Raw genomic sequence first — 22,155 nt, 5'->3', positions numbered from 1 at the left:
CGAAATACCCACTAAATCGCCAAACTCAGACACTTTCCACATAAACTTACTCACTATGGTTAGCTATGAATAAGTTTAGATAAGAATTTGGCTACTTAGTCAAGCTCTAGTTCAGCACAGGTTTGATTTCATCCAGAAATTTTTAAACTTGTCTAAAATTTGCATAATTTTTCCTAAAGCGATCGCTTTGCCTGTTTCAGTAATCTCAGAGATGCGATCGCCAAATTCAAAGTTGACTCCTGGGACTGTCACCCACAAAGCAGGCGGACAATGCCCGTAAAGAGTTTTTGTCAAAGCTAGTAAGGCTTGGGGATCAGATGTGTGTCCAGCGATCGCATTTTCCCCAGAAGGTGAAAGCGATTGTACCTGCACATCAAAAGATTCTAAAGGTACATAAGCATCAACAAAAATGGCTAATTCTGCATTTGCTAAAGCATCAGCTAATTCTGGTGTTAGTTGGTGAACTGCTAAAGATTTCACAGTCGATAAATGCCACGAGGCAATTTCCGAAGCTATTATTTGACCAATGCCATCATCACTACGTAAATCATTTCCGTAACCAATCACCATGACTTTCGCATTCATGTTTTTTTCAATTGCTTAAATTGACGAAAAATTAGTTATAAATCTGCAAATTTAAAATGTGATTAGCTTTAATGGCTCATTGCTGAGGCTATAAAACAAATTTGAGGAACTTGTGAGGAAGGGAAAAAATTCTGTAAATTACTATTTCTATAATTTGATAAATTGATGCAATTTCTCCTGTGATTTTTTGCATCAACAGTTTTATGATGAATGGGAATCAAAGATATTTGAGGCTGTTTTATGTCTGAAATAAATTATCAACAGCCCATTAATACAGTGGCTACTCTTTTAGAAAAATACGCTCAAGGACAACGGGATTTTATTAGGGCAGAACTTGGTGATGCTGATTTACAAGGGGTTAACCTTAAAGGTTCTGACCTGAGTTATGCTGACTTAAGCGCAGCTAATCTGCGAGGTGCAAATCTCAGGGGAACTGACCTCAGCTATTGCGACCTTTCTCAAGCCGACCTCACAGATGCAGATTTGCGGGGATCATTATTAATGTCAGCGAATCTTCGTCAAGCTAATCTCCAAGGCACAAAGTTAGAAAAAGCAGACTGCGATCACAACACTCATTTTCCCCCAGATTTCAACCCAATTCAGGCTGGAGTTCAAATGAAACCAGAGTGATCAAACTTTAACTGATGAGGATATTTTCCAGCGTGAATGAGAGGAATGGTATTACTTATACCTCCTGCCCCCTGCCTTCTGATAAAACTTGAATCTCACTTAGTTGATTAATCACGACATCCGCACCTTTGACATGATCTGATTTACCAATCCAGGTGATCCCAATGCAACCTGCGGCTTTGGCGTTCTTTGCCATCAGCATATCGCCAACCGCATCACCAACCATGAGTGCGGTGCTTGGTTCTACACCCACAACTTCACAAGCTTGTAAAAACAAAGTTGGATCTGGTTTGCCAGGGCCATCATCCACACCAATTTGGGCTGGAAAATAATCACCCAAATTATATCGGGCGACAAAAGCTTGTACTTCTGCTGTTGTGGCTGCTGAGATGATTCCTAGTTTGAGTCCGGCGGCTGAGAGTGACTGTAATAATTCCAAACTCCCAGAAAAAAGCGGTGCGGGTGATGCATCGACATATTTTTCGGCTTCGTTTAAACTTTGACGGGCGATTCTCAAAGATTCAAACCATCCTCTACCAGTTTCGGCAATGTAAGCAGCTGTAGCGATTTCCGTTTCGCGGCGACTACCTACTGCGATTAAACCCGCAGGATCAATATAATTGGCATTTATACCATAAGCCATTAATAATGGTTCACCAATTCCGGGAAATTGAGCATCGATAATTCTTGTTGCTTTTTGTCCAAGCGATCGCAAATAAACTTCTGAATCTTCTAAAGTCCCATTTTTGTCAAAAAAAATTGCCTGAATATTACTAAAAGTAATGTCTTTACATTGAATAGTTGCCAAAATTTTTCACCCCGCTCAACAATGCCATAAAAAAAGAGGGATTATCCCTCTTTTTTCAAAATTGAATCCAATTATCTTATTAACTTTACTCTTCAATCGCTACTGGAATTTCTTCTTCAATAGCTGCTGGAATGTCCTCTTCAATAGCTGCTGGAATTTCTTCTTCAGCCACAGCTTCTTCAGTTGGTAAGGTGATACCTTGTTGTTTAGCTAACAGCTGCTCACGATACTTAGCTGCCATTTCTTCAGCTTTATCGTAAACCAAATCACGGTTCTTAATCATATCACCGGGTTCTGGTTCCAACTGTTTGGTAGATAGAGAAATCCGACCTCTTTCAGCATCCAAATCAATGATCATGACTTTCACTTCATCATTGACATTGAATACACTGTGAGGTGTATCGATATGTTCGTGAGAAATTTCCGAGATGTGTAACAAGCCACTGACACCACCGATGTCGATGAAAGCACCGTAAGGCTTGATACCGCGAACTGTACCAATTACTACCTCGCCAACTTCGAGGCGGTTCATCTTACGTTCAACCAACGCCCGACGATGAGATAGAACTAGGCGGTTACGTTCTTCGTCTACTTCTAAGAACTTCAAGGGTAGTTCTTCACCCACTAATTCTTCTTTAGGTTTGCGGGTGCTAATGTGGGAACCGGGGATAAATCCTCGCAATCCCTCAATCCGTACCAACGCACCACCACGGTTTGTCGCAAATACACCAGAACGAACAGTTGCATCTTCCGCTTGCAACTGACGCACACGCTCCCAAGCGCGCATATATTCAATCCGACGAATCGAGAGGGTCAACTGACCATCTTCGTTTTCATCGGTGAGGATGAAAAATTCTCGTGTTTCGTTTGATTGTAAAACTTCTTCCGGGGCATCTACCCGGTTGATAGACATTTCTTGTATGGGTATATATGCTGCTGTTTTAGCACCGATGTCAATCAGAGCGCCGCGCGGCTCTATACTGAAAACCGTTCCTGGTACAATATCTCCAGGGCTAAAGTGATAGTCGTATTTGTCAAGTAGAGCAGCGAAATCTTCGTGAGTAAATCCAATTTCTGTAGCGGTTAAGTTCTGATTGACCATGCTGATTTGTTCCTGGTTCTAGTCTCCGTAAAGTTTTGTGACATAATCGTAATGCCTGTGTAAGCCACTGAAGACCAGTGTACACTTACATCCTCATTAATCCTAGCGTAGAAAGCTAGTGTTAACACATATCAACTTCCAGATAGAAGATTATATCATAAAACAATCTCTCTCTTGCAATCTACCGTAAGGTATAAGTAGGAAGTCAATTTGAGATTTGGGATTTACGCAAAGCGAAACGAGTGTTGATGGCTACTCAATTTATGGACTAGTTCGCATCACACATTGAAGTAGAGTTAGACAGTCTCAAGTACTATTTGCTGAATAGGAATTTGAATTACAAATTTTGTGCCTTGGTTGGGGATGGAAGAAAACTCCAGCTTACCGCTATGTTGTTCGGTAATAATTTGATAGCTGATGGACATACCCATACCTGTACCTTGGCCTACGGGTTTAGTTGTAAAAAATGGATCAAAGATTCGTGGTTGAATAGGTTCAGGAATTCCACTACCATTGTCGGCGATCGCTATGGTGATCCATTCAGAATTAACAAAAGAAGTACTAATAGCTATTTTGTTGGGATTATTTAATATTTCTTGATAAGTCCGGTTTTTATTTGATTCTTCTAAAGCATCGATAGCATTGGTCAAAATATTGATAAAAACTTGATTCATTTGTCCTGCATAACATTCTACAGGGGGCAATTGACTATAATCTTTGCTGACTAAAATTTCTGGACGGCTACAAGTAGCTTTTAATCGATGCTGCAAAATTAATAAGGTGTTATCAATACCTTCATGAATATTGACTCTTTTATACTCGGCTTCATCCATGCGCGAGAAATTTCGGAGTGATAGCACAATTTGACTAATACGTTCCGTCCCACTTTTCATGGAATTTACTATTTTTAGTATATCTGTCTGTAAAAATTCTAAATCAATTGCATTTTCTTTATTTTTAATTTCAGCGACAGGTTGAGGATAATTTTTTTGATAGAGTTGAATTAAACTTAGTAAATCAGCAGAATAATCTTGAATATAGTTGAGGTTAGCATGAATAAAATTCACAGGATTATTTACTTCGTGAGCAATACCTGATACAAGCTGACCCAAGCTAGACATTTTTTCACTTTGTACTAGCTGTGATTGAGTTTTTTTGAGATTTTCTAGAGTCAGAGTTAACTGCTTTTTTTGCTCTTTTAAAAGTAATTGTGCTGTTTGTAAGTCAGCAATTGAGTTTTCTTTGGCTTGAGCTTCTAATTTAAGTTTAGTGGCTAAACCATGACCGTATAAAGTTACACAGCTAACTATAATGATCATAGCTGTGGCGATCGCAAATTCATAAAGCCAAAAAGTGTTAGCGTATCCCTTTTGCTGTTCTAATAGTTGCTGCTGAATTTGGGTGAGATTGTAGCGAAACCTAACTAGTATGTGATTAGCTTGGTGGTATGATTGATCCATTCTTGCCATATGTTTTCCAGCTATGTCTGGTTTGTTTTGGCTAAAATAGAGAAAAATTAGTTCAGATTCTGCCACCATTTTGTGCGTTTCGACTTCTAATATATCTAATTCTGTTAGCAATAATTTTGCTTGTGTTGGGGATACATTAGTTTTCAATTCATTGCGGATAATTTTAATCAAATTCTGAAAAGCATCCTGAGAATTTTTGAGTTTTATTCTTTCATTTGTAATATTATGAGACTCAAAAACATCATTACCTGGAGAATTAATTGCGATTAATAATTGATTAATATCAGAATATGATTGCAGTCGTTTAGACCACTGGTTGTTAACCTCAACAGAATTGATATAGATATTCATCACTTTATGGTTGAGGTATAAACTAGTAGAAATTGTTAGAAGATTAAATACTGCAAGTGCGTAGTAAACAAACTGCCAGTTAGCTAATAATAACCATTTGAGAAAATTTGGACTAGCTTTTTTAGGAAGTCTGATTTCTTGTTGAAGTTGAATTCTCAGCATTTAGTAATTATGAAGTCAGTCTGGGGAATCTACATATTGCTGTTATTGTTCCCTGTGGCTAAAACAAAATATATATTAATTTTTAGATTACAAATTTCTTTATATTTTCTTAAAAAAATTATCCTATTTTGATTTGAAAATTTTATATTGTGAATTGAAAATTGCTGTCTATGTGTGTTTTATATCAAGCCATCTGTTGCAATTCTTCTTTCAATAATGATGCTATTGCACTTTTAATTTGATAAATTTAGGCACACAAATTCTAATTTTTCTTTTACTTACAGCATATTTCCCCTAAGTGAAGTACACAATTTAATTCTCAAAGCTAGTACAACAAGGCAAAAGTAAAAGCTCAAAAGGAAAAAGAAAGAATATTTATACCACAAGCCTTTTAGCAATTCCAAATAATCTGTTTATTTCCGCCTGGCTGTACTAGGTATAGAGAATACAGTTTAGTTAAGATTATTCGTGAGATTTCCGAATCTGTAGAGACGTTGCAATGCAATATCTCTGGTGTAATTAAGTGCCCTATTAAAATATCCGCTGCTATGTAATAACAGCGGATATATAAGCTTCTCCAAATCGAGTAATAGTAATCTACTACTCGTCTTTTTTCTCAATGCGGGGAGGTTCGCGGAAGGCGATCGCAAAAAACAGAACGCCTATGCACAAAGTAAAAATTAAAATGTATGCAACGCTTTCCATATCAAAAGCTCCTGCTTATCCAGCCAGTAATAAATGAAACCTAAAGGATGAAGTTCTGAATTTCATACTTCAGACTTCATCCTTCAGACTTGTTTAGAGGGCTTCCTTACGGCGGGTTGATTTATCACCCACTTTCTGGAATAGACCCCATTCGACTTGCTCTTCTAGGTCGGCTTCTACACCAGCAAATACGTCTCGGTAGATTGTCCGAGCGCCATGCCATAAGTGACCGAAGAAGAACAATAAAGCGAATACTGCGTGTCCAAAGGTAAACCAACCTCTAGGACTGGTACGGAATACCCCGTCAGAGTTCAAGGTTTCGCGGTCAAATTCAAAGATTTCGCCGCCTTGAGCTTTACGAGCATATTTCTTCACATCAGCAGGATCTGTGAAGGTCTTACCGTTTAAGTCACCACCATAGAAGCTAACGGTGACACCAGTTTGTTCAAAGCTATATTTAGATTCTGCCCGACGGAAAGGAATGTCAGCGCGGACAACACCATCACTATCGGTCAAAATTACGGGGAAGGTTTCAAAGAAGTTAGGTAGACGACGGACAGTCAGTTCTCTACCTTCAGCATCTGTGAATACTGCGTGACCTTGCCAAGATTGAGCGATACCATCACCCTTAACCATAGGGCCTGTACGGAACAAACCACCTTTAGCGGGGCTGTTACCAACGTAATCGTAGAATGCCAGCTTTTCAGGAATTTGTGACCAAGCTTCAGACAAGCTTGCACCGTTGGCTACACTAGCTTGTACACGACGGTTAATTTCTTGACGGAAGTAGCCTTGATCCCATTGGTAACGGGTAGGGCCAAACAGTTCGATGGGGGTGGTTGCGCTACCGTACCACATAGTACCAGCCACAACGAAAGCCGAGAAGAATACCGCAGCAATACTGCTGGAAAGTACGGTTTCAATGTTACCCATCCGTAGGGCTTTGTATAGCCTTTCGGGGGGTCTAACAGTGAGGTGGAATAAACCAGCAATAATACCAACGACACCAGCAGCGATGTGGTGAGCCACAATACCACCAGGGTTAAAGGGGTTAAAGCCATCTGGCCCCCATTCTGGTGCTACGGGCTGGACGCTACCTGTGACTCCATAAGCGTCAGAAATCCACATCCCTGGGCCATAAAGTCCGGTGAGGTGGAATGCACCAAAACCAAAGCAAAGTAAACCAGATAAGAACAGGTGAATACCAAACATTTTTGGCAAGTCTAGTGCTGGTTCACCAGTCCGAGGATCTCTAAAGAGTTCCAAATCCCAGTAAACCCAGTGCCAAACTGCGGCTAAGAATAATAAACCAGAAAGAACGATGTGAGCAGCAGCTACACCTTCAAACGACCAGAAACCAGGGTCACTAGCAGGGCCGCCAGTGACGCTCCAACCGCCCCAAGATTGGGTAACACCTAGACGTGCCATGAAGGGCAGTACGAACATCCCTTGTCGCCACATGGGGTTGAGAACAGGGTCGCTGGGGTCATAAATAGCGAGTTCATATAACGCCATTGAACCAGCCCAGCCTGCCACCAGGGCTGTGTGCATCAAGTGTACAGAAATCAGCCGCCCTGGATCGTTCAGAACAACTGTATGTACTCGGTACCAAGGTAGTCCCATCGACTACGCTCCTCCTCGAAGAGTTATGTTTACAAAGCAATTTGTTTACTGAGTTCTTTAATTGGCGAAGACCGCTGTTTAAAGAAATCTCTGAGTTTTTTTATTGCCAGGGTTCTGAGTTTAACCACGGCTCAGTCTTTACAAGACAGACTGTGTGGCTTTGGCAACACTTAGACGTTGCGGTAGCTTTACCTTTTGGGGTTGCGATCGCTTGTCTCCTCTAAGAATTTTTTCATAAAACTCCCCCTTGTTCTAATAGAACTCGGCAAATACCGGGTTGGTATTCGGGTAATCGAGCGACCTACCCTTGTTGGCTGCTGCCTTTTCGTCGTCTACGCGATCGCCATACAAAAATGAGAATGTTTTAAAAAGTGTAACTATTGATGGAATTGTTTGCAAGCGGGTAAATCGATGCGATCAGTATTCCATCTGTGTTATCTTCCCACAAATCTCTGTCACAATTTCATTTACGTATATTAAGTGAGTAGGGAGTTGTGAGTGGGGAATAGGGTAGATGGCAATGGGAAACACCATACATCTGCTCTATTGCAACCTATGGCTAAGAGTAGAAATAAATCTACTCCCTACTCCCTGAGTTTGCTAAAAAATTACTGTGTTACCAATTGAATGTTTTGTAACTGACACTTGGCTTGAGCGGTATTTAGGCGTTCAATTACTTGTTCTGCACTCATTAAGCGCTTTAGCACTACTTGACCGATAGTTTTGCTGGCTATTTCTGGTGTTGTCGGTTTAACTTCGATGGTAATCACAACTTCTTCAACACGATAAAGCCAGAGTAATTCGTTGTTTTCGACTATACAAATATTCATTCGCTGGATATCTGGTTGCCGTCGCCATGCGGTGATTTGCCATAATCCATCAGATGACCATACTCTACCTATGTCCCATCCTTCAGAAAGAAAAAAATATTTCACGGTTTTATCTCACTATTTTGACTATAAATTTTGATATCTACACCCTGACAATTTTTTCGGTAGATGTTGTTAATAAAGAGAATTTTTCATTCAATCTATGATGACAATTAATTGTCTGGATAATTCTCTTTAAAGTCTATCCTCGTCAGTTTAGATGCAAACTTTCAATTTTAATGGCTGGATCTAATTGAGCAGCTTAACAAATTTTTTTCCGAATATTCTGAATTAAATACAGGTTTATCTACTTTATAAAAGCAATATTAAATAATTAATAAAATTTTTCGGATTTTCAAGTAGCTAGACTGTTTTATTAACTTGCTAGAACTTGGTTTTGGGAAATTAGATGAGTTTTTGTAATATTTATTGATATATCTCAATATTTGCAATAATCGGTTTTTTATTCTCTGTAGAATTTAATTAAATTCAGCAATCATGGCAAAACTGTAGCGATCGCCTAGCTTGAGACTATCTGAATTGTAAAAAATTGGGTATTATTGCCAGACATATAGTATGATTACTGACCGCTGATTTGAAAACTATCCAAAGTATGACTTTATTTCCCTTGTCCCTGCGAAAGTTGGGTCGGCTGACACAATTCCTATCTCTGTTTTGTCTGTGTTTATTTTTAGTCATCAGTTGTGGTGTGCGACAACAAGCCCCTACTACACCGTCGGGTAATGTCAATACACCTGCGGGAGATGGTCGCATTACTATTGGAACAACAGCCAAGCCAAGAACGCTAGATCCAGCAGATGCTTACGAGTTGGCATCTTTGGGTTTAGTGTTTAATATGAGCGATCGCCTTTATACTTACGAACCAGGTAGCACAGAAATTAAACCCCAACTGGCGACAAGTTTACCTAAAGTCAGCCAAGACGGTTTAACTTACACTATCCCGCTACGCCAAGGAGTTGTGTTTCACGATGACACACCCTTCAACGCCAAAGCAATGGAGTTTAGTATTAAGCGATTTATTGAAAATAAAGGTAAACCTTCTTTTTTATTAGCTGATACAGTAGCTTCAGTTACCGCGACAGGTGAAAATGAGCTAACAATTAAACTCAAAAAACCCTTTGCTGCATTTCCTTCATTACTGGCATTTTCAGGAGTTTGTGCAGTTTCACCCAAAGCATATCAATTGGGTGCTGGTAAATTTCAACCCAACACATTTGTAGGGACTGGCCCTTACAAATTAGCGCAGTATGGTACAGATTCACTCCGGATGGATATATTTGATAAATATTGGGGAGAAAAACCAGCGAATCAAGGTATTAACGTCCAAATTCAAACTAGTCCAGTTAACTTGTTTAATGCTTTTCGCACGGGTGCAGTCGATGTAGCTTATTTATCACTACAACCTGACCAAATTCGCAGCTTAGAAGAAGGCGGTAAAAAGGGAGATTGGCAAGCGATTACAGCCCAAGGTAGTGTAGTCAGTTATCTGGTATTGAATCGCAATCAAAAACCTTTAGATAAACCAGAAGTCAGACAAGCGATCGCAGCAATTATCGACCGTCAACTATTAAATGAGCGAGTTTTATACGGTCAGGCTGATCCACTTTACAGCATGATTCCGACTACTTTCAATGTCTCCCAACCATTATTTAAAGATAAATATGGTGACGGTAAATTTGATCAAGCCAAGGAATTATTAACTAAAGCTGGCTACTCTAAAGATAATCCTGTCAAAATTCCACTTTGGTATCCTTCCAGTTCACCGACTCGCAGTTTAGCAGCCCAAACACTTAAATCACTGGCTGATACTAAAATGGATGGCATCGTCCAATTAGAAGTCAACACAGTCGAAGGGCCGACTTTCTTTAAAGACATTTCTAAAGGTTTATATCCCGCAGCTTTGCTTGATTGGTATCCTGACTTTTTAGATCCTGATAACTATGTTCAACCCTTCTTAGCTTGTCAAAAAGGGTCTGATGCTAAAGGTTGTGAAGACGGCGGTAGTCAAACTCAAGGTGCGTTTTACTACAGCGAAACCATGAATAAACTCATCGACCAACAACGCAAAGAACAAAACCCCGCAGCACGGGAGAAAATATTTGCTCAAATTCAAACCCAAGTACTGAATGATGTACCTTACGTTCCTCTTTGGCAAAGCAAAGACTATGTATTTGCCCAAAAAGGCGTAAGTAACGTGCAACTTGACCCTACTCAGAATTTGATTTATAAAACAATCAAAAAATAGAAAATGAAGTGTGAAGTGTGAAGTGTGAAGTGTGAAGTGTGAAATAAAAATTTTGGCGTTGCTGACTAGGAGGATGTTTTTTTCGCGCAAATGAGTGAAGAGTCAATATTTGATTTTTGTTAAACATCTGAACTCGTCCCGCATTTATGCAACGCTTAAATTTCCTTTTCTGTTATGTAAACTTCAAGCTTCAGTTTTTACATTTCATCTTTTCACTTTCAGACTTCATACTTCATAATTCATACTTGACTTTCAGACTTCATACTTCAGACTTCATCCTTAATAAAAATGTCTCGTTCAAAAGCCCTACAATATTACATTGTTTCGCGGTTGCTCCTAGCACCGCTACAACTTTTAACTATCATTACTATCGTATTTTTATTATTAAGAGCGACACCTGGAGACCCTGCTGATGCGATTTTGGGTGGACGAGCGCCTGAAGCAGCCAAAGAAGAATTACGCAAGCAATTAGGATTAAATTTACCTATTTGGCTACAATATCTAAATTATTTAGGCAACTTACTGCGCTTTGATTTAGGAACTTCTTTAACTAGTCGCGGACAAAATGTTTGGGACATCATCGGACAGTATTTTCCGGCGACAGTGGAATTAGCTGTATTTAGTATGGCAGTTGCGCTGATTGTTGGTATTTTGGTAGGTACGCTTTCTGCTTCTCGTCCTGGAACTTATTTTGATATAGGCGGAAGGTTATTTGGAATTATTACTTATGCTTTACCAATGTTTTGGGCGGGAATGCTATTACAGTTAGTTTTTTCTGTGCAACTGGGTTGGTTTCCCAACTCGAACCGTTTTCCGCCGACACTACCGCCACCATCACCAATTACTGGGTTATATACCTTTGATAGTTTGTTGAGTGGTAATTTGACGCAGTTTTTTGCTTCTTTGCACCATCTTGCCCTACCAAGCTTGACTTTGGGCATTTTGTTGAGTGGCATTTTTGAGCGCATTGTCCGGGTGAATTTAAAACAAACTCTGCGTGCAGACTATGTAGAAGCCGCTAGAGCCAGAGGAATTGCAGAAAATAAAATTTTAGTCTCTCATGCTTTAAAGAATGCCTTAATTCCCGTAATTACGGTGTTAGGCTTGACCTTTGCTTCGTTATTGGGTGGTGCGATTTTAACAGAAGTGACATTTTCTTGGCCTGGTTTAGCTAATCGTTTGTATCAAGCAATCAGCGATCGCGATTATCCCACAGTCCAAGGTGTCTTGGTATTCTTTGGGGCGATCGTGGTTGGTGCAAGTATTTTAATTGACATTATTAATGCTTACGTTGACCCACGCATTCGCTATTAATCTCATAAATTAGAATTACAGCAGATGCGGAAACAATGTTATGTTTCCACTTTAGCTTAACTAGTTTTGTAGCTCACCAGTTTGATCTACTAGTTCAAATTTATAATTCTCTGGATGCAATCTTACTAACTTGCTTTTTTCATCCATATCACCATTAATATTAAATTTTATTGTGCCTGTAGCTCCTTCCATTGAAAATGTTTGAGAAAGATACTGCTTTATTCCTTCACGAGTAGGATTATTACTGATTGCTTCTATCAAAACATTTGCTGCATCATAGGCAGTAGCTCTTCTCCAGTTTATATGATCCTCTTTGCCTATTTGTTGACACCAGAGTTCAGAAGTATTTTTGACAAAACTTTTAGATTGAACAGAAGAAAAAGTATAGTGCCAAGGTACTGCAATCACAATATTACGAAATCTTTGTGCTACATCGCCTGTGGGTTCAGTTAAAATTTTTGGGTCATAGATTGTATCTCCACCCAAGTAAAAAAACTTCTGAGCATCTCTATTTTGTAGAAGAAAATATGTCTTACCTATGTCTGTTACAGGAACTGCCAATAACACTATAGAAAATTTTTTTTGTTGGGAATTGATTTGCGAATCTTTTATTAAATCAATTTTCTGAGGAGCATCCACATCATATATAAAATTCACTTCTTTACCAGCTTTAGATTTGAAAGAACGGACAAATTCATCTTTTAAAGAGCGGCTAAAAGCACTCTGAGAATTGAAAATAACTGCTGGTTCTTTGGGATGAATTTGTTCATTATTCAATATATAATCTACTAAAGCATCTGTCTCTTTTTGATTATTGGGAACAGTGCGAAAAAAATATCCGTTATTTTGAATTTCAGTTTTTGTACTAGTAGGTGAAACTAATACCACTCGTTTGTCACCTAACTTTAAATTATCATAAACTTTAATAGCTGCCTCTGTTGCATCACTAGTATAATGACCAATGATTCCTAAAATTTCTGAATTTTGGTAGTTTACTAAAGAATTAGCAATATCAGTTGTAGCATTTAAATTCTTCTCTTCTTCACTGGCAACAATAACTTTAATCGGCTTTTGTTGTATTTGTTTATTTTTAACTTTTTTATTGAATTCATTCTGCGCCTGAGCAACTCCTAATAATATTTCCAATCCAGATTCTTTTGCATCACCTTCAAGTGGAACTGCTACTGCAATTGTGTATGATTCTTTGTCTTTAATATCAGCATTGTTAAAATATATAAGCGTTTCAGGATCTTCACAATATGGTGAACCTGGGTATCTAAATTTTGGATTTTCTCTTGCCGCTTTAAAATTTTTAGATTCTTTGAGTTTTTGATACTCTTCATCTAATCGATTTGGAGAAATTTTATTCTGATTATATTTAATGAATATTTTGCCATTAATACCATCGCTAATATTTGAATTTACAACAATAGTCGTACTTGTATTTGTAGGGCTTGCTACGGGAGGATTTATAGGACTAGATGTGGGTGTAGTCGCCGTATTATTTACACTAATATTTTTTTGTAGGTATATAAAACCACTAATGGCAATAATCAAAAAAAATATTATTGATAATAAAGCAATAGTTAATTGCTTTTTTTTATTTCGTTTTAACATATTAGTAATATAAATTTATCTTCTATTTAAGCCTATTAAATGCTGGTTTAACAAAGTAAGCATTAATAAAGTACTCAAAATAATAGAAAATAATAACAAAATTATTACTGTCAACAAAGGTTGATTAAAAAATTCTTTAATTCCTACTATCAATGCAATTATGGTTACTCCTAAACCTAAATATTTACGAGTTTTTGCAGATAAAAAATTCAGCAGCCCTAAAAATTGGGTGATAGCTAAAAATCCCATTATCAATAACCAGAGCGAAAAAGAAAACCAGCTACTAAATATGAGGTTTAACAATGGTAAGGTTAATAATCCATATATACCACCAGACACAGCCGATGTTATTAAGGCTGCGCTTTGAGTATCAGAGTTATCTGGGTTTAAAGTATCAGAGTTATCTGGTGGATTTAAAGTATCAGAGTTATCTTCATTTAAACTATCAGAGTTATTCGGATTTGACTCCTCAAAATTATTTGAAAATAAGTTCAACCATTCTTCTATTGTCCTAGAACGATCTTCTGGATATCGTTCCATACCTTTCAAAATAGCTTCATTAACTTCATCAGTAATGCCTGGATTGAGTTCTTTAGGTGGGATTAATTTATCTTTTTTTGTACGTATTCTAGCTTCGGCACTCTCAGGGCTTTTTCCTGTTAGCATGAAATACAAAGTTGCTGCTAACGCATGAACATCTGAATGATAACCATGATTGCCATCATTTTGATACTGCTCAATTGGTGTATAACCTTCTGAATTAAATGAAGTCATAGACCCTCTTTCATTAGGTCTAAAGGGACGTGCAATACCAAAATCGATTAATACGGCACTTTTTTGTTCAGAGCGAATAATAATGTTTGCTGGTTTAACATCTCGATGTAATAAATCTTTTTGATGAACTTCAATTAGAGCTTTACCAATTTGTTTGGTGTAACGAATTGCTTCGTCTGGTTTTAATGGTTTATGACGATGTGATATTAATTCAGATAAGTTCCAGCCTTTAATATATTCCATTACTATACAGGGAACGTCTTGCTCCTTACCGTGAATTTCTTGGTTAATATTAATTATCTCAATAACTTTAACAATATGTGGATGGTTATATCTAGCGAGTTCCACAGCTTCTTGAGAAAAATCATTTTTAAACTTTTTAAAATGAGGATGAGCTTTTACAGTCTCATTAAGAGTTTTAATTACAACTAATTTTCCTGATTTGTCTTCTGCTAAATAGGTGATACCGAAGCCACCTTTGCCTAACGTTTTTTTCAGTGTATAGATGCTATATCTCCCATTCAGTGAAAAAGGAGCTTGATTTTCATCGAAATTATGACCTAGCCGCCATGCCATCACTTTTCTTTGTCTGGGTGTATTATCGGAACCAATCATCTCGTTGGTGTGTTCATTAGATTCTTGTTGATTAGGATTGCTATTTTGTTGCACCATGAATTTTTACTGCTAGTTTGTTAAGTAGTAAAACTTAAATTTAATGATATATAAAATTATGTATTGTTTGATACTACGTTAGGTTCCAAGCAATAAATGCTAATATGAATATAAATATACATTAATATGCTAGTTCAAAGCTGCTTATCTACCTAAGGCTGTTCAAAGCCTAGAAAGTGAGATAAACAGTTAATTTCTGGCAAATTGACTGAACAGAACATTGGATGATTAATATCTGCGTTTGTCATCCACTAGTTAGTCAATATTCAAGAAGCTAGGGACTGCTCTGTTATTAGTTTATTAAAATAAGTATAGTCATTAATAAGTTAAACTTATGAATATTCAAAATTTATATTTTGGCAAAGATGATGCTGAAACAGATTTTACCAGCAGTGGACTCTTACAGGGCAGTTTTTTAAAGACTTCAATTTATGAGCAGATAAGGTCACGTTCTAAGTCACTCGTTATCGGTAGGAAAGGTTCAGGTAAGAGTGCATTATGCTTAATGTTAAAAAAAGAGTTAGATAAAGAAGATAAAACTTACGCATCTGTGATTACGCCTGATGCAATTTCCGCTGATGAGATCCGGCGCTTTCATATGACTGGTATTAATGAGCAGCAGTCTAAAAAGCTTATTTGGAGATACATATTCTTAGTTCAAATATGTAAGTTTTTGTTAGAGGCTGTTAGGGATAAACATAATTTAAGAGCGTCAGATTGGTCAATTGATTCTCAGGAAGCACAAGTATTAGATTGGGAAGATGAGCAAGGCTGCTCATCTGAGTTAAAGAAAATTAGAGAATTTCTTGTTGAGAATCGGGAAGTAGATGATCTTAACTTTCAAGAAAATTTTTGGCGTGTAATAAACCGTATTCAAACTGCATTGACATTCAAAGCATTTGGACAATCTGTAGAAGTTAAAGCAAGTCAAGCACCCAGCGAAGGATTAAGTTTGAATTCAAAATTAGAGTTCTTGGAGAGCTATCTTAAAAAACCCTTAGATAGCTTGAAGGAGTATAAATTTTTTCTTTTAGTAGATAAGGTTGATGAAATTTGGGATGATGATCCCTCTTCTAATGAGATGGTCATAGGTTTACTTATGGCATCTAAAGAAATTAACCAAATGTGTAACAGCGTATCATGTAGCGTATTTCTTAGAACTGATATATACGAACAATTACAATTTTTTGATAAAGACAAGCTTCGGGGTGATGAAGTTCCTGTGGTTTGGACTTCAGAAACTTTACCTGAAATAATTTTAGAAAGAGCAAGAGTTTCTCTTCAAAATCAAGAATTATCAGCATCAAATTTTTGGTCAAATTACTTTCCTGAAAAAGTAGATACAGGAAACACTTATGATTTTATTGTGTCTCATACTTTAATGAGACCACGCGATATAATACAACTTTGTAATCTTTGTGTAGATACTGCTCGAAGAGAAGGCTTAGAACCTGTTCAAAGTAGACACATTAAGCAGGCATTGGATGTATATTCAAGTTGGAAACTGAATGATTTAATTGGTGAATATAGAATTAATTATCCTTTCTTAAATGATTTGTTAATTATTTTTAGTAATACTAGTTACGTAACACCAAGAAAACGCTTTGAAAGTATATATAACAGAGTAGGTCAGGCTCTAGAAGAAAGATATTCTGATTACAAATTTCTGTTAAGTATTGATAGCGTGTTAAATATTTTATACAGTATAGGATTTATTGGTGTAGAGAGAGTTAACAAAACTGTATTTTACTATGAAGATCCTAGAACTGTTGAAGACACTGATAAGGTGTTAGTAGTTCATCCAGCCTTTAGAAATGCTTTAAAGTGTACATCTAGCATTGATATTCAACCTTATTTTCCTACTGATGTTGCCGACATTTCTAGTCGTTATCTAGATCAAATCGGGCGGAGCCGCCCCGCCACTAGAATAGAATTTGAAAGAATACCATCTGATAGACGAGGTGAGCGTCGTAACTTCTTCAATTCTTTTCTCAAAAAATTAGACAACTTCAAAATAATTGTAGTTCAAGAGCAGCTACCCATAGAGGTAAGTGGTGAAATCAGCCGTAACCTGAGCCGTATGATTCGAGAGTTAGAAGATATTATAAGTTCTACTTATTATGATGAGATACAAGCCGAAGTCTGCTGTGTAAATATTGTGCGGCATCTCAAAAAGTTAAGAGAAAAGTTACAAAATTCAGGTTTTATATCAGAAAAATCACGAGTTAATCTTGAACTTGAAAGACTACTGCAATCTAATTGACTATCGAGTTCAAATTTACAGCGTTTCTCCGTTTAGTGCAGTACATCTTTCAAGGGGGAGAGAGACTAGGGGCTAGAAAATGTACCTCATCCATATCAAAAATGCTGTAACTAATTTTACACAAACAATTCAGCAAACTAATAAGCATTTTTTATTAGTTTATTTTTTTAAGAGTAGCTAATTGCCTTTTGATTATGCCAAAATTTGAAGAACAATTAGAATTTATTTATGCGAGCGATCGCAACCAATGGCGGGAATGGTTAGGCAAAAATCATCTCACTTCCCCTGGTATCTGGTTAGTTTATTACAAAGTCAAAAGTGGTCAACCCAGCGTCAGATACAGTGAAGCAGTTCAAGAAGCTTTATGTTTTGGGTGGATTGACAGCAAAGTTAAATCTTTAGATGCAAACCGCTATCAGCAAATTTTTACGCCACGCAAACCCAAAAGTGTGTGGTCAAAATTAAATAAGCAATATATTGAAGAGTTAATTGCCGCAGGTTTGATGACAGAATTTGGTCTGGCTAAAATTGCTGATGCGAAAAAAGATGGCTCATGGACTTCTTTAGATGCGATCGAAGCATTAATCGTTCCTCTAGATTTGCAACAAGCTTTAGCCGCCAACTCTTGGGCTAACCTCAATTTTGCCGCCTTTAGTAAATCCACCAAGAAAAACATTCTTTTTTGGATTGAAAATGCCAAACGTCCAGAAACTAGGTTAAAGAGAATTGAGCAAACTGTAACTTCAGCCGCGCAAAACAGAAATCCATTGAGCCGTTAGTTTAAAATTTGTAGCTTAAAACTTGAATCACCTTATCTTCTGGTAACTTGCCAGGAGTGATGGTAATAGTATCACTACTGCTACGCCGGACGGTGATCCCTTGCACCAAATTGAGAAAATCATCCAATGGTGAAATTTCACAAGCATTTGCATCAGCAGCTTGGGTGCGGTAGTGAGTCGGAATTACTAGTTTAGGATTTAATACCTCAATTGCTTGTTTAGCTTCCTCGGCGTTATAAGCTTTAGCACTACCGCCTACAGGAATAAACACCACATCAGGACGACCCATGAGAATTTTTTGCTCAATACTAATGGGTGCAGCAATTCCGCCTAGATGCAGGATGTTAATTCCTGCTTGTTTCCAACTCCAGGCGATATTTTTGCCGAATTGTCTCCCACCTTTGCGATCATGATCTGTGGAAATTCCTTGAAATTTGATCCCCTGAAAATCATAAACACCAGCTTCATATACTAGTTTGGGATTTCCTGGTAAATCTTCTACTGCGCCTTCGTCTAATAATTGACTGCTAATCAAAACTAAGTTTGCACTCACTTTTGGCGCACGATAACCAGCAGTACAACCAATTGTGCGGAAGGGATTGGCAAGAATTTTAACTCCGCCACCAGAAATTAGAAAGCAAGTATGACCCAACCACTGAACTGATAAACCGCTAGACTGTGCGTCAGCTTCAGAGTGAGAACCTAAAGTAGAAACTAAAGCTGTGACTAACCCCGCCCCAGCATAGCCCATCAATTGTCGCCGTTTCATTAATCACTCTCTCGTCGGTAATTGTTCCAGAAAGTTTCGCAATAACTGTTTTCCTGAAGAAGTTAGCACACTTTCTGGGTGAAACTGGACTCCTTGGATGTGAGGATAGTTCCGATGGCGCACTCCCATAATTGTGCCATCTTCAACCCAAGCAGTGATTTCTAACACTTCGGGGCAAGTTTCGCGGTCAATCACCAAACTATGATATCTGGTGGCGGTCATCGGATTTTCTATTCCTTGAAAAACTCCCACATCCGTGTGCGTTACCTGGGAAGTTTTGCCGTGCATTAACTCTGGAGCAGAGACGATTTTACCACCAAATACTTGACCAATACTTTGATGCCCCAAGCACACACCTAAAATTGGCAAGCTTGGGCCGAGTTTTTCAATCAAATCCAAAGATATACCCGCATCTTCTGGACGACCAGGCCCAGGCGAAATTACCACAAGGTCAGGCTGCAAGTCCCGAATTTCTGCGATGGTAATTTTATCGTTGCGAAAAACTTGAATGTCTGATGCTATAGGAAACTCTGCTGCTAGTTCTCCTAAGTACTGCACCAAATTGTATGTAAAACTGTCGTAATTATCAATGACTACAATCACGGCCTAGACTCCTGGTGATCATTACCAGATTCTAGCCGTCAGTGTCAGTAATTATGTCATTCAAATTTGAGAAATTTTTATGAATAAGTTTGACTAATACCTAAACTTAAATCTTGGACATAATTAATATGACCAATGGCGGTAGCAATAAGGCACAAGCTACTAAGATAGCGACTAAAGCAGAAACAAGTACAGCACCCGCCGCACAGTCTTTAGCAATTTTGGCTAATTCGTGGTAAGTTTGCTTGACTGTTAAATCTACCAACGATTCGATCGCAGTGTTGAGTAGTTCTAACGCGAGAACTAAGCCGCTAGTAATGCCAATAATGGCGATTTCCACAGGTGACAAATGTAAGAATATGCTTAAAGCGATCGCCAAAGCACAAAAACTCACATGAATGCGAAAATTGCGTTGAGTTTGAAAACTATAGGTAATGCCAGCCCAAGCATACTTAAAGCTAACCAGTAAATTAGCGGCAACTTGCCACGAGAATTCCCTTTCTTTAGATATTAGTGTTGGTAGTTGGTTTGGTGGTGGAGGAGAAACTTGTTGGGACATAAGCTAAAAAACAGAACAATAAATTTAGGCAAACTTGAAGTTTTCGCTGATTGTACTCATCCAATCAACTTTTCGGCAATTTTCTACACGAGTATTATAAAAGGATGCTTAAAAATTAACACTGACAGACATCAAAACTTTAATATTCAATGTCAATATCAATACCAATTATTTTCAGTATTATTACTTGCTGCTTTAGCATTTTCATTAAACTCTCATCATCAGGATGATCCCAGCCCAAAAGGTGTAACAGACCATGAGATGCTAACCAAGCTAACTCAGTGACTAAACTATGCCCTTGTTGTTGGGACTGACGTTGGGCTGTATTTACCGAAATCACGATATCACCTAAATACACAGGTTCATCCTCCATTTCCGCATCATATGGAAAATCCGTTTCTAATGCAGCGAAGGCTAACACATCTGTAGGTTTATCTTGATGTCGATATTGGGCATTTAATGATTGAATTTCTGCATCGTCTGTTAAACGCAGCCCTATTTCATAGCTTGACGCTGGCGGTAAATGAGATTGAAGATTTTCTAACCAGCGATGAAACCAGTTCTGCCAAGTTTCCGCCTCAACATTGATAGCTAATTCGGGGGAAGACTCAGAAAAAATATCTTGCAAATTTAGTTCAACTTGTACCAAGTACAAACGCTCCTCAGCAATGCCAAATTTTGCTTGGTCTTTAACGGGTGAGGTAAGCCAGACCAATTAAAACAGCTAATAGCCCCACAGCCGACAACAAAAAATGTTTTATCGAAGTGCCACCCTTGCGTACCATGTTCCGCATCGCAAGTTTGACGTAGCTTGGTTGTGGTTCTGTTGAGGGAGAGTCACTCATAATAATTTCGTAACCAACTCTTTTATATATAAATGTAACAGTTTCTTTAGAACACTAGCCCCAACGAATGGAATTCGTGGCTATACAAACAAAGTCCGCGCAGGCGGACTAATTTAAGTTGGATAAGGTGTAAAAGGGTGAGATAACAAAACCCTTACACCCTTACACCCTTACACCCCTACACCCCCAAATTATTACCCCCAACAGTTCATTAACCAGAACTACTATCTACTAGCTGATTTTCTTGCCGGAGGTAGGCTTGGATGAACATATCGAGATCGCCGTTCATCACATCAGCGATCGCAGTTGTTTCGGAATTGGTACGCAAATCCTTTACCATCTGGTAAGGATGAAATACGTAGTTGCGAATTTGATTACCCCAGGAAGCTTCCACCATATCACCACGAATTTGGGCAATTTCTTGCGCCTTTTGTTCACGGGCGATAACTAGCAGTTTGGCTTTGAGACGGGCGAGGGCTTTTTCTTTATTTTGCAGCTGCGATCGCTCTTCTGTACAGCGTACAGCTAGACCTGTTGGTAAATGTACAATTCGGACTGCCGTTTCAACTTTGTTAACGTTCTGTCCACCTTTACCACCAGCCCTGGATGTCGTAACTTCCAAATCTTTTTCTGGAATATCCAACTGCACTGAATTATCGATTTGGGGCATAACTTCCACCCCAGCAAAACTAGTTTGCCGTTTGCCGTTGGCATTAAAAGGTGAAATCCGCACTAAGCGATGTGTGCCTGTTTCTGAGCGCAGATAGCCATAAGCGTAACGCCCAGTAATTTCTAAAGTTGCTGATTTAATCCCAGCTTCATCACCCTCAGATTCTTCACTGAGTGCTACTTTATAACCATGAGCTTCTGCCCAACGGGTATACATCCGCAGTAGCATAAATGCCCAGTCTTGAGCATCTGTACCACCCGCACCAGCATTAATTGTCAACACAGCCCCTTCCGCATCATAAGGGCCAGAAAGTAGCTGTTGTAACTCCCACTGGTCAAGGTCACGGTTGAGCTTAGTAATAGTAGATTCCGCTTCTTGCAGTAGAGACTCGTCAGTTTCTAACTCCAACAGTTCCACCACTGCTTTAGTATCTTCTAAACTGGCTCGCCACTGGTTGTAAGTATCCAAGTGGGATTTGAGTTCGTTAAGTTCTTGCAGAGTTTTTTGGGCTTCAGTTTGATTTTCCCAAAATTCTGGCTGTGCTGATATTTGTTCTAAGTCGTGAATTTTCGCTGTCAGTGCAGGTACGTCAAAGATAGTCCTGGGTTTTACCCAGGCGGCTAGACAACGTTTCGATTTCGCGTTTGAGTTCTAAGACTTCCATAATGCTTGCTAATTTAGAGCTACTTGGATGGATTTTCTAAGTTTGCTCTTGAGATT

20 protein-coding genes are annotated in these 22,155 nt (G+C 38.3%); 5 read left to right on the top strand and 15 right to left on the bottom strand.

Annotation, left to right across the window (positions count from 1 at the left end; all coding sequences use genetic code 11):
* Positions 1-111: 111 nt before the first annotated feature.
* The gene (locus H6G69_RS24860; protein ID WP_190691793.1) at positions 112-585 is read right to left on the bottom strand and encodes a hydrogenase maturation protease; all 474 of its coding nucleotides are present in this window, start codon (positions 583-585) and stop codon (positions 112-114) included.
* 240 nt (positions 586-825) lie between these two features.
* Here H6G69_RS24860 and H6G69_RS24855 point away from each other — a divergent pair, with 240 nt between their 5' ends.
* A complete protein-coding gene (locus tag H6G69_RS24855) occupies positions 826-1,215 on the top strand; it encodes a pentapeptide repeat-containing protein (RefSeq protein ID WP_190691792.1) in 390 nt (129 codons plus the stop codon).
* A gap of 55 nt (positions 1,216-1,270) precedes the next feature.
* On the opposite strand, the gene H6G69_RS24850 is transcribed toward H6G69_RS24855, so the two are convergent.
* From H6G69_RS24850 to H6G69_RS24825, 6 genes are all read right to left on the bottom strand, one after another.
* Positions 1,271-2,023 carry an HAD family hydrolase gene (locus H6G69_RS24850; RefSeq protein ID WP_190691791.1) on the bottom strand — a complete coding sequence of 251 codons (753 nt, stop codon included), beginning with the start codon at positions 2,021-2,023 and terminating at the stop codon, positions 1,271-1,273.
* An 85-nt stretch (positions 2,024-2,108) separates the two neighbouring features.
* The gene (locus H6G69_RS24845; RefSeq protein ID WP_190691790.1) at positions 2,109-3,125 is read right to left on the bottom strand and encodes a 30S ribosomal protein S1; all 1,017 of its coding nucleotides are present in this window, start codon (positions 3,123-3,125) and stop codon (positions 2,109-2,111) included.
* Positions 3,126-3,421: 296 nt separating this feature from the next.
* The gene (locus H6G69_RS24840) at positions 3,422-5,107 is read right to left on the bottom strand and encodes a sensor histidine kinase (protein ID WP_190691789.1); all 1,686 of its coding nucleotides are present in this window, start codon (positions 5,105-5,107) and stop codon (positions 3,422-3,424) included.
* Positions 5,108-5,707: 600 nt separating this feature from the next.
* Positions 5,708-5,812: a photosystem II reaction center protein T gene (locus H6G69_RS24835; RefSeq protein ID WP_015115729.1), complete on the bottom strand. Its 105-nt coding sequence runs from the start codon at positions 5,810-5,812 to the stop codon at positions 5,708-5,710.
* A gap of 93 nt (positions 5,813-5,905) precedes the next feature.
* Positions 5,906-7,435, bottom strand: coding sequence for a photosystem II chlorophyll-binding protein CP47 (psbB, locus tag H6G69_RS24830; protein ID WP_190691788.1), 1,530 nt, complete (start codon positions 7,433-7,435; stop codon positions 5,906-5,908).
* Between the two features lie 608 nt (positions 7,436-8,043).
* Entirely contained in the window at positions 8,044-8,370 is a 327-nt protein-coding gene (locus H6G69_RS24825; RefSeq protein WP_190691787.1) for a hypothetical protein, read from the bottom strand.
* A 547-nt stretch (positions 8,371-8,917) separates the two neighbouring features.
* Between H6G69_RS24825 and H6G69_RS24820 the strand changes: the two genes are divergently transcribed.
* Both H6G69_RS24820 and H6G69_RS24815 read left to right on the top strand, forming a co-directional pair.
* Positions 8,918-10,570 carry an ABC transporter substrate-binding protein gene (locus H6G69_RS24820; protein ID WP_190691786.1) on the top strand — a complete coding sequence of 551 codons (1,653 nt, stop codon included), beginning with the start codon at positions 8,918-8,920 and terminating at the stop codon, positions 10,568-10,570.
* 288 nt (positions 10,571-10,858) lie between these two features.
* Positions 10,859-11,884, top strand: coding sequence for an ABC transporter permease (locus H6G69_RS24815; RefSeq protein ID WP_190587858.1), 1,026 nt, complete (start codon positions 10,859-10,861; stop codon positions 11,882-11,884).
* Between the two features lie 60 nt (positions 11,885-11,944).
* Here the strand turns inward: H6G69_RS24815 and H6G69_RS24810 are convergent, their stop codons facing one another.
* Both H6G69_RS24810 and H6G69_RS24805 read right to left on the bottom strand, forming a co-directional pair.
* Positions 11,945-13,501: an ABC transporter substrate-binding protein gene (locus H6G69_RS24810; protein WP_190691785.1), complete on the bottom strand. Its 1,557-nt coding sequence runs from the start codon at positions 13,499-13,501 to the stop codon at positions 11,945-11,947.
* 15 nt (positions 13,502-13,516) lie between these two features.
* Positions 13,517-14,947, bottom strand: coding sequence for a serine/threonine-protein kinase (locus H6G69_RS24805; RefSeq protein ID WP_190691784.1), 1,431 nt, complete (start codon positions 14,945-14,947; stop codon positions 13,517-13,519).
* Between the two features lie 334 nt (positions 14,948-15,281).
* Here H6G69_RS24805 and H6G69_RS24800 point away from each other — a divergent pair, with 334 nt between their 5' ends.
* A complete protein-coding gene (locus tag H6G69_RS24800; RefSeq protein ID WP_190691783.1) occupies positions 15,282-17,210 on the top strand; it encodes a P-loop ATPase, Sll1717 family in 1,929 nt (642 codons plus the stop codon).
* Positions 17,211-17,404: 194 nt separating this feature from the next.
* Positions 17,405-17,989 (top strand): YdeI family protein, encoded by a 585-nt coding sequence (locus tag H6G69_RS24795; RefSeq protein ID WP_190691782.1) that lies wholly within the window; start codon positions 17,405-17,407, stop codon positions 17,987-17,989.
* Position 17,990: 1 nt separating this feature from the next.
* Here H6G69_RS24795 and H6G69_RS24790 read toward each other — a convergent pair whose 3' ends face one another.
* The 6 genes from H6G69_RS24790 to prfB all read right to left on the bottom strand — a co-directional run bounded on the left by H6G69_RS24790 (position 17,991) and on the right by prfB (position 22,099).
* Positions 17,991-18,758, bottom strand: a complete 768-nt coding sequence (locus H6G69_RS24790) for an MBL fold metallo-hydrolase (protein WP_190691781.1) — start codon at positions 18,756-18,758, stop codon at positions 17,991-17,993.
* A gap of 3 nt (positions 18,759-18,761) precedes the next feature.
* On the bottom strand, positions 18,762-19,361 hold the full coding sequence (locus tag H6G69_RS24785; protein ID WP_190691780.1) for an aminodeoxychorismate/anthranilate synthase component II: 600 nt from the start codon (positions 19,359-19,361) through the stop codon (positions 18,762-18,764).
* A gap of 106 nt (positions 19,362-19,467) precedes the next feature.
* Positions 19,468-19,920 (bottom strand): diacylglycerol kinase family protein, encoded by a 453-nt coding sequence (locus H6G69_RS24780; RefSeq protein ID WP_190691779.1) that lies wholly within the window; start codon positions 19,918-19,920, stop codon positions 19,468-19,470.
* Between the two features lie 139 nt (positions 19,921-20,059).
* Positions 20,060-20,569, bottom strand: coding sequence for an rRNA maturation RNase YbeY (gene ybeY / locus H6G69_RS24775; RefSeq protein ID WP_190691796.1), 510 nt, complete (start codon positions 20,567-20,569; stop codon positions 20,060-20,062).
* 40 nt (positions 20,570-20,609) lie between these two features.
* Complete coding sequence (locus H6G69_RS24770) at positions 20,610-20,765, bottom strand: DUF3285 domain-containing protein (RefSeq protein ID WP_015115739.1); 156 nt, start codon at positions 20,763-20,765, stop codon at positions 20,610-20,612.
* Between the two features lie 211 nt (positions 20,766-20,976).
* Positions 20,977-22,099 (bottom strand): peptide chain release factor 2 gene (prfB, locus tag H6G69_RS24765; protein WP_190691778.1). Its coding sequence is split into 2 segments (ribosomal slippage): positions 20,977-22,026 and positions 22,028-22,099, totalling 1,122 coding nucleotides; the frame shifts between segments, so codons are not numbered across the junction.
* Positions 22,100-22,155 lie beyond the last annotated feature (56 nt).

Source organism: Nostoc sp. FACHB-110, assembly GCF_014697425.1.
Taxonomy (GTDB): domain Bacteria; phylum Cyanobacteriota; class Cyanobacteriia; order Cyanobacteriales; family Nostocaceae; genus Nostoc_B.
Note: the sequence above shows the minus strand (reverse complement) of the source record. Positions and strands in the feature narration are given on the sequence as shown.

What these genes read in the sequence shown, in the direction of transcription:
- H6G69_RS24810 (WP_190691785.1), bottom strand. Translation starts at nt 13,501, where the DNA reads ATGTTAAAACGAAATAAAAAAAAGCAATTAACTATTGCTTTATTATCA.
- H6G69_RS24855 (WP_190691792.1), top strand. Translation starts at nt 826, where the DNA reads ATGTCTGAAATAAATTATCAACAGCCCATTAATACAGTGGCTACTCTT.
- H6G69_RS24845 (WP_190691790.1), bottom strand. Translation starts at nt 3,125, where the DNA reads ATGGTCAATCAGAACTTAACCGCTACAGAAATTGGATTTACTCACGAA.
- H6G69_RS24820 (WP_190691786.1), top strand. Translation starts at nt 8,918, where the DNA reads ATGACTTTATTTCCCTTGTCCCTGCGAAAGTTGGGTCGGCTGACACAA.
- H6G69_RS24795 (WP_190691782.1), top strand. Translation starts at nt 17,405, where the DNA reads ATGCCAAAATTTGAAGAACAATTAGAATTTATTTATGCGAGCGATCGC.
- H6G69_RS24800 (WP_190691783.1), top strand. Translation starts at nt 15,282, where the DNA reads ATGAATATTCAAAATTTATATTTTGGCAAAGATGATGCTGAAACAGAT.
- H6G69_RS24860 (WP_190691793.1), bottom strand. Translation starts at nt 585, where the DNA reads ATGAATGCGAAAGTCATGGTGATTGGTTACGGAAATGATTTACGTAGT.
- H6G69_RS24805 (WP_190691784.1), bottom strand. Translation starts at nt 14,947, where the DNA reads ATGGTGCAACAAAATAGCAATCCTAATCAACAAGAATCTAATGAACAC.
- H6G69_RS24835 (WP_015115729.1), bottom strand. Translation starts at nt 5,812, where the DNA reads ATGGAAAGCGTTGCATACATTTTAATTTTTACTTTGTGCATAGGCGTT.
- H6G69_RS24770 (WP_015115739.1), bottom strand. Translation starts at nt 20,765, where the DNA reads ATGAGTGACTCTCCCTCAACAGAACCACAACCAAGCTACGTCAAACTT.
- H6G69_RS24840 (WP_190691789.1), bottom strand. Translation starts at nt 5,107, where the DNA reads ATGCTGAGAATTCAACTTCAACAAGAAATCAGACTTCCTAAAAAAGCT.
- H6G69_RS24790 (WP_190691781.1), bottom strand. Translation starts at nt 18,758, where the DNA reads ATGAAACGGCGACAATTGATGGGCTATGCTGGGGCGGGGTTAGTCACA.
- H6G69_RS24815 (WP_190587858.1), top strand. Translation starts at nt 10,859, where the DNA reads ATGTCTCGTTCAAAAGCCCTACAATATTACATTGTTTCGCGGTTGCTC.
- psbB (WP_190691788.1), bottom strand. Translation starts at nt 7,435, where the DNA reads ATGGGACTACCTTGGTACCGAGTACATACAGTTGTTCTGAACGATCCA.
- H6G69_RS24780 (WP_190691779.1), bottom strand. Translation starts at nt 19,920, where the DNA reads ATGTCCCAACAAGTTTCTCCTCCACCACCAAACCAACTACCAACACTA.